Genomic DNA, 11197 nt, shown 5'->3' on the forward strand with positions numbered 1-11197 from the left:
CCTGGCCTCGAGGCGAGGCGAAATTGTAACGGCGGCGAAGATTATCGAATCTGGTTCGTTAGACAGAGAGACAGACAGCGAGGCGCCCGCGGTCTGACCCACTCATTCGTCGAACCCCAGGAACTCCAGTCATGGCCGCTCGCCATTCGCCCTCTTCTCCCGCCGCGTCGTCGGCTCCCGGGATGCGCCCCGCGCGCCTGCACCTCGCCGTGCGGATCGCGCTGGCGGCCATCGTGCCGCTTGCCGCGCCCGCCCCGAGCTGGGCGCAGCCCGCCGCTGCGCAAGGCATTCCCTTCGCGATCGCGCCCGCGCCGCTCGATGAGGCGCTGGGCCAGTTCGGCGTCGCTGCGCAGGTGACCGTGGCCGCGTCGCCCGCCCTCACCCGCGGCGTCATGACCCAGGGCCTGTCGGGCCGCTACACGGCCGAGCAAGGGCTGGCGCGTTTGCTGGCGGGCACCGGATTGCAGGCCGTCGCCAATGCCAACGGCGAGGGCTACCACCTGCGCCGCGTGCCGCAGGACGGCGCCTCGATCCTGGCGCCCGTGACCGTGACGGGCCGCCTGGACACGGCCGCGACCGAAGGCTCGGGCAGCTACACCAGCAATGTCGTCACCATCGGCAAGGGCCAGCAGACCCTGAAGGAGATCCCGCAGTCGGTCACGGTGGTGACGCGCCAGCGCATGGACGACCAGAATGCCAACTCGCTCGACGACGTGCTCGCCAACAGCACCGGCATGACGCTGTACAAGAGTCCGATGGGCGGCAACTACGTCTTCTCGCGTGGCTTTCGCGTCGACAGCTATCAGTTCGATGGCGTGAACCGCGCCTTCTACTACCCGCAGGCCAACAGTTTCACGAGCAGCACCGTCATCCTGGATCGCGTGGAGATCATCCGCGGCGCCACCGGCCTGTTGCAGGGCGCGGGTTCGCCCAGTGCCGCGGTCAATCTGGTGCGCAAGCGTCCGCTCGCCGAAAACCAGCTCGAGGTGATGGCCAGCGGCGGATCATGGAACAACTATCGCGCCGACATCGACGCGACCGGTCCGCTCAACGAGTCCGGCTCGCTGCGGGGCCGCGGCGTGGTGAGCTACAACGATCGCGACTATTTCTACGATGCCGCGAAGAGCCGCACCGGCGTGCTGTATGGCGTGCTGAGCTACGACCTGAGTCCGTCCACCACCCTGACGGGTGGCGTGAGCTATGAAGAGCTGCGCTCCACGCCGTTTTTCCACGGCCTTCCGCACTATGTGAACGGCGACGATATCGGCCTGAAGCGGTCGACCTCGCTCTCGCAGGACTGGAACCGCTGGAACGGCAAGCAGACGACCGCTTTCGCGGAACTGGCGCACCGCTTCAACGATGATTGGTCGCTACGCCTCACCGGCACGTCCACCCAGGAATCGAACGACTCGAAGTATGCGTTCACCGAAGGCGCGGTCAACCCGATCACGCGGCTCGGCCCCACGATGTACGCGGGGATCTTCGACTTCTCCACCCACAACAAGGCGCTCAATCTCGATGTGGACGGCGCGTTCGAGGCCCTGGGCCGCAAGCATTCGATCAGCGTGGGCGCCAGCATCAACGAGCTCACGAGCAAGAACGACTTCGCGACCGCCCGCCTGAATCGCGCGGTGAATGTCTGGGATCCGGACCACCACGTGCCCGAGCCCTCCGACGACTGGCTGCGCGAGAACGCCTACCGCGGCGCCGCCACCATCATCAAGATGAAGCAGACCGGCGTGTACGGCGTGGGCCGATTCAGCCTGGCCGACCCGCTGACCCTGGTGGCCGGCGCGCGCGTGAGCTGGTACGAGAACACCGGCCGCTACCGTGACGGCGGCGCGGCGTACACCGACCCGTACAAGGAGAACGGTGTCGTCACGCCCTACGGCGGCCTGATCTATGCGTTCAACCCGCAGTGGTCCGGGTATCTGAGCTTTGCAGAGATCTTCGAACCGCAGAACTCGCTGGATGCCTCGGGTCAGCTGCTCGATCCCATCGTGGGCAAGAACTACGAAGCCGGCATCAAGGGCGAGCTGCTCGACGGCCGGCTCAATACTTCGTTCGCCGTGTTCCGCATCGATCAGAAGAATCGCGCGCAGCAGGACCTCACCAGCACCTGCACGGTAGGCGATATCTGCTATGTGTCGAGCGGCAAGGTGCGCAGCCAGGGCTTCGACGCCGAGATCAGCGGCGAGATCGCGCGCGGCTGGCAGCTGTTCGCGGGGTACACGTTCAACACGCTCAAGTTCCTGAACGACACCGAGGTGTCGAGCACCAACTTCGGCCGCACCATGACGCCCAAACACATCTTCCGCCTGTGGTCGGACTACCGGCTGCCGGGAGAATGGTCGGCCTGGACCCTGGGCGGCGGCGTGAACTACCAGACCGGCAGCTACACCGAGACGCGATCGGTGCGCGTCTCGCAGGCTCCCTACGCCGTCTGGAACGCGCGGGTCGGCTACCAGATCAACAAGAACTGGTCGGCCGCGCTGAACGTGAACAACCTGTTCGACAAGACCTACTACCAGACCATCGGCGCACCCGGCTGGGGCAGCTTCTACGGCGAGCCGCGCAGTGCCACCCTGACGGTGCGCGGCACCTTCTGACGCAGGGCCCGCGGTGTGCGCGCGGGCATGCGCTAGCGCGGCGGATCGAACGTGACCGTGACCGGGCCCTTGCGGTCAGTTTGCACCGACGGCGGCCAGTACGAGGGCTGCGCGTGGCGCACGCGCAGCTCGGTGTTCGAGACCCAATCGAGCTGCAGCTGCTCGACGGGCCGGGGGCTCAGGAACATGAAAAGCACCGGCGGCATCGCCGAATAACACTGCTCGTCCGCATCGGAACGCGTGACGATCACTTCGAAGCGGGTTTCAGGCGTGAGCGACCCGCGTACCTGACACTCGCGGATCTGCGCGTGATACTGCCCGTCGGGCGACGGCACCAGCTTGACCTGCTTGTTGGTATTCAGGCAACCCGCGAGCAGCAGGCAGGGCAACAATCCAATCAGAAGTTTCTTCATCGTTGAGCGAGTGATGTCGTCGGTGTGAAACAGGCGCGCGCCCTGCGGCGCGCGTCAATGGCTGTTGACCCAGTCCTGCGTGTCCTGCACGAACCAGGGCAGATTGAGCTTTTCGCCTTCGCCGGACTCGATGGTCAGGCGTTGCCCAGAGCTATCGGGCGAACGCTGTTGCGCCGAAGGCGACGGGCTGCGGTAATCCACGCTCGACGAGCGCGTGCGCTGATCCGCGCAGGCCGTGATCGACGCGCAGGCGATGGCGGCAAGCAGGAGTCGCAGGGCTGAATGAAGGTTCTTCATGGTGTGGATGATCCGGGGCGGCGCACGGGCATTGGGCCCGACGATCGGCGCCCTCAGCCCTCACCATACTCGCAATGCGGGGTCTGCGTCAGCGCCGCCTGGCGCTGCCCGGTCGGCACTGACCCATCGGTCCTGCCCCATCCGCCCGCGACCGACACCGGCGCGGGCAGACGGCGTCCTCAGAAGCTCGGCTTGCGGCTGCGGGTTTGATCCATATACGCGATCCGCGCGTGCATCCACGCGGGATCGTTGAGCTGGATGCTCACGCCGCTGTACTTGAGGACCGCCTGGGTCTGGTCGGGCGAGCAGCCCATGCCGGGATTCGTGCTGGCCTTCAGGCACCACTCGAGATTCAGGTCATTGGGGTAATTCGACTGGCGGCCGTACTTGGCGATCACGGCCTCGGCCATGGCGCTCTTGTTGGCCGGCGTCCAGGGCATCTCGTAGCGGATCTGGGACACCGCCAGCGGGCGCTGCTTGTCCACCGGCACGCGCGGCTCGAAGTGCACCAGCAGTTCGACGCCGTCCTGCTTGAAGCTGAAGTTCATCGGCCGCTTGACGTTGTTCACCGGGTCGAGCGCGGCGTAGCCGATGCGAATGTCTTTCTTCGAGACCTTGAAATGCTGGGCGGCCGCGGCAAGGGCTTCGTCGAAGTCCATGCCGGTCTTGACGCCGGCAACATCGAAGGTTCGTGCATCCACGGAGCGCGGGCCCTGGGCCTGCACGGGCGATGCCGTGGCGAAGACAAGGGCAGAAATCAGGAAAGCGGCTTTCAACTTCAAAATGACATCCTAGGTAAGTAGCGCCCGGGATTATGCGATTGGAGCTGTAAGCCGTCCCCTAAAAAATGCTACGAGATCTGACGTGACTCGCGCGCATAACCCCTCAGCGCATGATGAAGCCGCCGTCCACCGAGACCGACTGCCCCGTAACGTAACTGGCTGCGGCGCTGCTCAGCCAGAGTACGGCGTCGGCAATCTCGTCTGCGCGGCCGTGCCTGCGCATGGGGATGCTTTCCACCATGGCCGCCAGGGCTTCCTTCTGCCCTGCGTCCGCCATCTGTTGCGCCATCGGCGTCCAGATCAGGCCCGGGCAGACCGCATTGATGCGGATGCCCCGCGTGGCATACTCGAGCGCCGCGCTCTTGGTCAGACCGAGGACGCCGTGTTTGGCGGCGTGATAGGTGCCGCGCTCGGCTCCGCCAACCAGCCCGCCAAGCGACGAGCAGTTCACGATGGCGCCGCTTCCCTGCTCCCGCATCTGCAACAGCTCGTACTTCATGCAGGCCCACAGGCCACGCAGGTTCACGCCATTGACCCGGTCGAAGTCGTCCAGGGTGGCATCCGCGGTCTCAGCGAGCACGTTCTGGATGCCGGCATTGTTGAATGCGACATCCAGCCTGCCGAACGCCGCCACCGTGTCACGCACCATGGTCTGGACATCGCTCACGTTCGCCACGTCGCAGTGGATTGCAAGGACGCGATGGCCAGCCTTCTCCAGCGCGTCGGCGGCCGCGTGAACGGCAGCCGCATTGGCGTCCGCCAGTGCCACCGAGGCTCCGGCCTGCGCGAACGCGTGTGCCGTGGCCAGGCCGATGCCGGACGCGGCTCCGGTTACGAGCGCGACCTGATTGTCGAATGAGATGTTCATGATGTGGGATTCCTTGTGAACGGCGCGGCGTGCGCGCTAGCGGTCGGGGCAAGCGCGGCAAGCGGTCTGGCGCCGGCCGGTCGCCCCTGGGAGACTGATTCACCCGCACTTTATCCAGGCCCGCCAACATCGAACAGACTCATTAATTCGCATATCACGATAGATATGAGTCATATATTGCGACGAAGGTGTGCGCCATCTTTCTACCCGTTTATCCGTAAAATGGCAGTCAGCACATAACGAGGTTTCATCAATGCCGCGCGACTCCTACAGCGATCTGAGGGCCTTCGTCGCCGTCGCGCGAGCCGGAAGCTTTACCCGCGCCGCGGCACAGCTTCGCCTGACGCAACCGGCCCTGAGCTACACCGTGCGGGCACTGGAAGACCGGCTGGGCGTGACCTTGCTCTCACGCAGTCCGCGGGGAGTGTCATGCACCGAGGCAGGACTTATCCTGTTCCAACGCGTGGCGCCCGAGTTTGACGAGATAGAGGCCGAGATCCAGTCTCTGGCCGAGCTTCGTGACGAGCCCATGGGCACGATCCGGATCACCGCGATCGACTACGCTATCCGCAGCACCCTTTGGCCCAAGCTGGCGGTATTTCTCCCCAAATACCCGAAGATCAGGGTCGAGTTGAATAACGAGTACGAACGCGTGGATATCGTGGCGCGCGGCTATGACGCGGGCGTGCGGTTCGGCCAGGAGCTGGCGCAAGACATGATCTCGGTACGCATCGGCCCGGACGTGCGCAACACGGTGGTCGGGTCAAAGCGCTATTTTTCCGGGCGCCAGAAACCCAGGTCACCGAGCGACCTCACCGACCACGCCTGCATCAATCTGCGCGTTTCCACCCACGGTGGCCTCTATGAGTGGGAGTTCGCGAAGGGCAAACGCACCGTGAATGCGCGGGTCGACGGCTCGGTCGTCTTCAACAACGCCTACGACATCCTGGATGCCGCCAAGGCGGGTTTCGGCCTGGCGTACTTGCCGCAAGATCTGGTCAGCGCCGCGCTGGCCAAGGGCGAGCTCGTTTCCGTGCTCGAAGACTGGTGTCCCGTCTGGCCCGGATTTCATCTTTACTATCCCAACCGTCGCCAGCCCTCCCGCGCGATGACATTGCTGATCGATGCGCTGCGTTTCCGGCCCGAGGAAAAGCGCCATGTCCGCTGACCCGCTGCGCGGCATCGACGCGTTTCTCACGGTGGCACGAGAGCGCAGCTTCACTCGCGCGGCAGCCCTGCTGGGCGTGTCACAGTCGGCGTTGAGCCACACGATACGCGCCCTCGAAGCCAGGCTGGAACTGCGCCTGCTGGCACGCACCACCCGCAGTGTCTCACCGACCGAGGCCGGCGAGCGCCTGATACAGAAGGTGGCGCCGCGCTACGCGGCGATCGGGCATGCGCTGGCCGACTTCGAAGCCTTGCGCGGCAAAGCCGGCGGCACGGTACGCATCACCACCTCCGATTTCGCGGCGAACATGGTGCTCTGGCCACGGCTGTCCGCGTTGCAGCCGCAGCATCCCGACTTGAAGATCGAGCTGGCGATCGAACCCGAGCTCACGGACATCGTGGCCGAGCGTTTCGACGCGGGCGTGCGTTTCGGCGACCAGGTGTCCCGGGATATGACGGCCGTGCGCATCTCACCCGACGTCCGCATGATCATCGTGGCAGCGCCCTCTTACCTGCACGGACGCACGTCGCCCAAGACGCCATCCGACCTGACCACGCATGCCTGCATCAATATGCGATTCTCCCAGGGCGGTGGCGTGTATGCCTGGGAGCTCAAGAAGGGCAAGCGCAACCTGCAGGTACGCGTCGCAGGCGCCTGGACGTTCAATTGCATCGGGCCGGTGGTCCAGGCGGCGCTCGCAGGTCACGGCCTGGCCTATATGCCGGAGGCACTTGCATTGCCCCACTTGCAAAGCGGCAGTCTGATGCCGGTGCTGGACGACTGGTGGCCCACCTTCCCGGGTTTGCACCTCTTTTTCACGCAGCGGCGCCAACTGCCGCCCGCGCTATCGCTGGTGATCGAGGCGCTGCGCTATCCGCCTGCCAAACCGCCAAGGCGGCAGCGCAGCGTTCGCTAAGCGCCCTCTTAACCCGCCCTCGCCCGCAGCTCCTCGAACGACACCAGCTCTCCCGCGAGCGCGCTCGCCATGACGGTGGGCGGGCTGGCGAGCCAGACCGAGCCTGGGCCCGAGCGGCCGGGGAAATTTCGGTTGATGGCGCTCACGGTGACCTGGCCGGCGTCGGTGGACGAGCCCGGTCCGCAGTTGGCACAGGCGCCGCACGAGGGTTGCAGGATCCGTGCGCCGATGGCGGCGAAGGTCTTGTCGTAGCCGCGTTCGGCGCAGTAATCGCGGACCGCGGTGGTGCCGTACTGCAGGAAGAGCGACACGCCGGGGGCCAGCGCGAGCCCGCGTGACAGCGCCCAGGCGAGCACCTCGTGGTAGTGGTCGAAGTCTTCGCGCTTGCCCGCCGTGCATGAGCCGCCGTAGGCGATGTCGATGCGGGGCCGCTCGCGCAGCGCGCCCAGCGGCATGCCGTTGCCCGGGTCGCCGGGGGCGGCGACCCACGGTGTGAGCGCCGCGCAGTCGACGTGCAGCGTGGCCGCATACGACGCGCCGGGATCGCTCTGCATCCAGGGCTCGATGTCGAACGCGACGCCGCGGCGCTCGCGCAGGAATTGCTGCGTCTGTGCGTCGGGCGCGACGATGCCGGTAAGCCCGCCCAGCTCGGCGACCATGTTCGTGAGCGTGGCACGCTCGTCGATCGACAGCGCGGCCACGGCCGGCCCGGCGAACTCGAACACTTTGCCCACGCCGGCGCCCGCGCGGATCTCGGGCAACGCCAGCAGATGCAGCACGATGTCCTTGGCCGTGACGCCCGGCGCCAGCGCGCCATCGAGCTCGATGCGCAGACTGGCGGGCAGCGTGAGGCGCACGGCACCCGTGACGAAGGCGTTGGCCATGTCGGTGGTGCCGACGCCGAACGCGACGCAACCCAGCGCGCCGCTGTGCGGCGTGTGCGAGTCGGTGCCGACCACGACCTGCCCTGGCAGGGCGTAGTGTTCGGCCATCATGGCGTGCGAGATGCCGGCGACGTTGCCCTGCCCCTGCGTCACGGCTTCGGCGTCGGTCAGCGTGCGGTGCTGGCGCAGCCCATAATTCGCCACGAAGTCGCGCTGCGCCTGGCACATGGCGCGCACGTTCGGCACGATGCCGCCGCGCACGTGGTTGGGGCTTTCTTCGACGTAGGAGGTGTGGTCTTCGAACACCACGATCCGCTCGGGGTCGACCAGCGCGAGCGGTCTGCCGAAGCGCGCATGCAGCATGTGCGCGGCCATGCCGGTGTAGTACTCGTGGATGAAGCGCCAATCCGAGCGCAGGAACACGCCCTCCCCTTGTCGCGGATCCGCCGGCGTGACCGGGGTGGGCAGCAGGTGCCGGCGCACGATTTTCTCGAACAGGGTGAGCGGGCCGGGGGGTGCCGTGTCGCGCGCGTCGACGCGCTCGCGCAGATGCGCTTCGCCGAAGGCCAGCAGGCCACCGGCCCGCAAAATGGAGGCCGCCAGCGCATCGCGGCCCGCGACCAGCTCGTCGACCGTCACCGTCTCGCCCCGCTGCAGGCGTTCGGGCAGACTCAGGTCGGTGCTGGTAAATAGCCCGATGTTGTCGGCATTCTGCCGGTAGATGCGTTCGAAGCTTTCCGCGATCACCAGCCGCACGCCGGCCAGCTTCTCGGCCATCGGGCTGTGTTCGCGCGACGAGCCCTTGCCGTAGCGCCTGCCCGCCACCACGACATTGATCCCGGATGCCAGCAGATCGCCCGCGCCGATCGGACGCTCGCCGCCGGCCACGAAGCCGGTGTAGGGATAGCGCCCGAGCTTGTCGTCGAAGTGCGTGAGAATGGGCACCGGCGTGATCTCGTCGGTGGACACGTCATCGCGCAGCGGCGCTGTCTCGGCGGCCGACAGCCGGGCGCCGCCCAATTGCGCGCGCACGCAAGCGGCATCGTTGGACAGGAACAGCAGGCGCGCCGGCGCGCCCTTCAGGAAAGACTCAGGCATGGCGAGGGTTCATTCAGGCGTCAGCCCGGCCGCGCTGACCAGGCTCTGGGTTTTTGCGATTTCGTCTTTCAGCAGCGTGGCGGCCTGCGCGCTGTCGCCGCCCAGCGACACGAATCCCTGCGGATCGAGGGTCTTGCGCAGCTGCGCATCGGCCATGGCCTGCTGCGTGGCGGTCTGGATCTTCTGCACCAGCTCGGCCGGCATGCCCGCGGGGCCGATCAGCGATATCCAGGCGTCGTAGGCGTAGTCCTTGACGCCCGCTTCGGCGAGCGTGGGCACGTCGGGCAACACCGCGAGGCGCTTGGGCGTACTCACGGCCAGCGCGCGCAGCTTGCCCGCCTGGATCTGCGCCAGCACCGAGGGCACGGCAAGAAAGGCGGTCTGGATCTGGCCGGACATCACGTCCGTGATCAGCGCATTGCCGCCGCGATACGGGATGTGCACCATGTCCACGCTGGCCTTGGACTTGAGCAGTTCGCCCGCGAGGTGCAGCACGCTGCCCGTGCCCGACGAGCCGTAGTTGATCCGGCCGGGCTGCGCGCGGGCGGCGGCGAGCAGCGCCCCGATGTCGCGATACGGGGAATTCTCGGCCACCACGACCACCAGCGGCGTGGTGCCGATGATGGCCAGCGGCGTGACATCCCGCACCGTGTCGTACGGCATGCTCTTGTACAGGCTGGGATTGATGGCGTGATTGGACGACACCATCGCCAGGGTGTAGCCATCGGGCTTGGCCGACACCAGTTGCCGGGTGCCCGGGATGCCGGCGGCGCCCGCCAGATTCTCCACGATGAGAGGCTGGGCTAGCACCTGGCCGAGCTTGTCGGCCACGACGCGGGCGACCACGTCGGCGGTGGAGCCCGGCGAGGTCGGCACGATGAGCCGGATCGGACGGTCGGGATAGCCGGCGGCGGCAGCGGGCATGGCGCCCGCCGACAGCAAGGCCGCCGCGCCCAGCGCACAGGCGGCCAGGGATGATGTGATCTTCATGGTGTCTCCTCATGTCTGAGCGGAGTCTGTTGCTCCGCCTTGGCGCAAAACGCGCCTTGACTATAAGGAGGACCCGCGGCCCGCCGAAGTACCGTCTGGGCATGGCGGCCATCGCCAAACGAGATGGCTGGGGTGTGGCGGGGGCGCCGGCGTGCCGCGCGCACCGCTGCGGGCCACGGCCGGGTACCCGGAAGCCCGCTGCCGGACGCCCGGTGCCCGCCGCACCGGGCCGCTAAGGCATCTGCCCCAGGAACCGCACCAGCGCCGACGCGCTGGCCGAGAGCGGAGCTTCGGGCACGGACACGATGCAGATCTCGCGCTGGGCCCAGGGGTCGGCCAGCGGCCGCACCACCACGTCCAGCGCCTGCACGTACAGCTCGGCCACCTGCTGCGGCATGATCGCGATCCCCAGGCCCGCATGCGCCATGCGGCACAGCGCGTCCAGGCTCGCGACGCGGATCTTCACGGCGAGCCGCGTTTCCATGCCTTCGGCATGGGCGGCCAGCAGCTGCGTCAGCGCGCTATTCTCGCGCAGGCCGACGAAGGTCTCGCCGACCAGCTCTTCGAAATGAAACTGGCGCTGCCCGGCGCGAGGATGCCCCGACGGCAGCATCACGGCCAGCCGGTCGCGCCGATACGGCGTGAGCTGCAAGGCCTGCGTTCCCGCGATGCGATTGCAGATGCCGAAATCGGCGCTGCGTTCGCGCACGCAACGCAGCACGTCGGGGCTGTGCTGCTCTTCGATGTCGATGTCCACATCCGGAAACAGCCGCTGGAACGCCGCGATGTCTTCGGGCAGGAACTGCACGATGGCCGACAGATTGGCGACCACGCGCACGTGCCCCTGCACCCCGCTGTACAGGCGCGAGAGTTCGGCGCCCATCGCCTCGACATTGCCGATGATGCGCTGCGCGTGCTGCAGGACCGTCTGTCCGGCCGGCGTCACGGTTACGCCGCGGGCATGGCGCCGCATCAAAGGCAGGCCCACCAGCGCCTCCATCTCGGCCAGCCGCCGGCTCACCGCCGAAGGCGCGATGAACTCGCGCTCGGCGGCGCGCGCGATGCTGTTCTCCTGGCACACGGCCACAAAGAGCCGCAGCGTCGTGAAATCGAGGCGGCGAAGCAGGTTTTCCATGAGGCAGAGCGTACTACAGCGGGCCGCCGCGCCCCGG

General features: G+C 67.0%; 10 protein-coding genes. 3 read left to right on the plus strand and 7 right to left on the minus strand.

Going from position 1 to position 11197, the window contains the following annotated elements:
- Positions 1 to 131 precede the first annotated feature (131 nt).
- Complete coding sequence (locus tag CAL25_RS10820) at positions 132 to 2609, plus strand: TonB-dependent siderophore receptor (RefSeq protein ID WP_170948461.1); 2478 nt, start codon at positions 132 to 134, stop codon at positions 2607 to 2609.
- Positions 2610 to 2641: 32 nt separating this feature from the next.
- Here CAL25_RS10820 and CAL25_RS10825 read toward each other — a convergent pair whose 3' ends face one another.
- The 4 genes from CAL25_RS10825 to CAL25_RS10840 all read right to left on the minus strand — a co-directional run bounded on the left by CAL25_RS10825 (position 2642) and on the right by CAL25_RS10840 (position 4969).
- A complete protein-coding gene (locus CAL25_RS10825) occupies positions 2642 to 3022 on the minus strand; it encodes a hypothetical protein (RefSeq protein WP_141217915.1) in 381 nt (126 codons plus the stop codon).
- Positions 3023 to 3076: 54 nt separating this feature from the next.
- Complete coding sequence (locus CAL25_RS10830; RefSeq protein WP_094799965.1) at positions 3077 to 3319, minus strand: hypothetical protein; 243 nt, start codon at positions 3317 to 3319, stop codon at positions 3077 to 3079.
- A 179-nt stretch (positions 3320 to 3498) separates the two neighbouring features.
- Positions 3499 to 4101: a hypothetical protein gene (locus CAL25_RS10835; RefSeq protein ID WP_094799966.1), complete on the minus strand. Its 603-nt coding sequence runs from the start codon at positions 4099 to 4101 to the stop codon at positions 3499 to 3501.
- Positions 4102 to 4204: 103 nt separating this feature from the next.
- Positions 4205 to 4969 carry an SDR family NAD(P)-dependent oxidoreductase gene (locus CAL25_RS10840; protein WP_094799967.1) on the minus strand — a complete coding sequence of 255 codons (765 nt, stop codon included), beginning with the start codon at positions 4967 to 4969 and terminating at the stop codon, positions 4205 to 4207.
- Positions 4970 to 5222: 253 nt separating this feature from the next.
- On the opposite strand from CAL25_RS10840, the gene CAL25_RS10845 reads away from it, so the two are divergent.
- Both CAL25_RS10845 and CAL25_RS10850 read left to right on the plus strand, forming a co-directional pair.
- A complete protein-coding gene (locus CAL25_RS10845; protein WP_094799968.1) occupies positions 5223 to 6137 on the plus strand; it encodes a LysR family transcriptional regulator in 915 nt (304 codons plus the stop codon).
- Complete coding sequence (locus CAL25_RS10850; RefSeq protein ID WP_094799969.1) at positions 6127 to 7053, plus strand: LysR family transcriptional regulator; 927 nt, start codon at positions 6127 to 6129, stop codon at positions 7051 to 7053. Before CAL25_RS10845 ends, CAL25_RS10850 begins: the two co-directional genes overlap by 11 nt.
- Positions 7054 to 7061: 8 nt before the next feature.
- On the opposite strand, the gene CAL25_RS10855 is transcribed toward CAL25_RS10850, so the two are convergent.
- The 3 genes from CAL25_RS10855 to CAL25_RS10865 form a co-directional block, all read right to left on the minus strand.
- Complete coding sequence (locus CAL25_RS10855) at positions 7062 to 9035, minus strand: aconitase family protein (RefSeq protein WP_094799970.1); 1974 nt, start codon at positions 9033 to 9035, stop codon at positions 7062 to 7064.
- Between the two features lie 9 nt (positions 9036 to 9044).
- Entirely contained in the window at positions 9045 to 10025 is a 981-nt protein-coding gene (locus CAL25_RS10860) for a tripartite tricarboxylate transporter substrate binding protein (RefSeq protein ID WP_094799971.1), read from the minus strand.
- A 232-nt stretch (positions 10026 to 10257) separates the two neighbouring features.
- Positions 10258 to 11160 carry a LysR family transcriptional regulator gene (locus CAL25_RS10865; protein ID WP_094799972.1) on the minus strand — a complete coding sequence of 301 codons (903 nt, stop codon included), beginning with the start codon at positions 11158 to 11160 and terminating at the stop codon, positions 10258 to 10260.
- Positions 11161 to 11197: the final 37 nt, after the last annotated feature.

Origin of the sequence: Bordetella genomosp. 5, from assembly GCF_002261315.1 — a bacterium.
In the GTDB taxonomy this organism is placed as follows: Bacteria; Pseudomonadota; Gammaproteobacteria; order Burkholderiales; family Burkholderiaceae_B; genus Bordetella.

Excerpts from the sequence above, each read along its gene's own strand:
- CAL25_RS10820 (WP_170948461.1), top strand. The coding sequence starts at position 132 with ATGGCCGCTCGCCATTCGCCCTCTTCTCCCGCCGCGTCGTCGGCTCCC.
- CAL25_RS10825 (WP_141217915.1), bottom strand. The coding sequence starts at position 3,022 with ATGAAGAAACTTCTGATTGGATTGTTGCCCTGCCTGCTGCTCGCGGGT.
- CAL25_RS10830 (WP_094799965.1), bottom strand. The coding sequence starts at position 3,319 with ATGAAGAACCTTCATTCAGCCCTGCGACTCCTGCTTGCCGCCATCGCC.
- CAL25_RS10840 (WP_094799967.1), bottom strand. The coding sequence starts at position 4,969 with ATGAACATCTCATTCGACAATCAGGTCGCGCTCGTAACCGGAGCCGCG.
- CAL25_RS10845 (WP_094799968.1), top strand. The coding sequence starts at position 5,223 with ATGCCGCGCGACTCCTACAGCGATCTGAGGGCCTTCGTCGCCGTCGCG.
- CAL25_RS10850 (WP_094799969.1), top strand. The coding sequence starts at position 6,127 with ATGTCCGCTGACCCGCTGCGCGGCATCGACGCGTTTCTCACGGTGGCA.
- CAL25_RS10855 (WP_094799970.1), bottom strand. The coding sequence starts at position 9,035 with ATGCCTGAGTCTTTCCTGAAGGGCGCGCCGGCGCGCCTGCTGTTCCTG.
- CAL25_RS10860 (WP_094799971.1), bottom strand. The coding sequence starts at position 10,025 with ATGAAGATCACATCATCCCTGGCCGCCTGTGCGCTGGGCGCGGCGGCC.
- CAL25_RS10865 (WP_094799972.1), bottom strand. The coding sequence starts at position 11,160 with ATGGAAAACCTGCTTCGCCGCCTCGATTTCACGACGCTGCGGCTCTTT.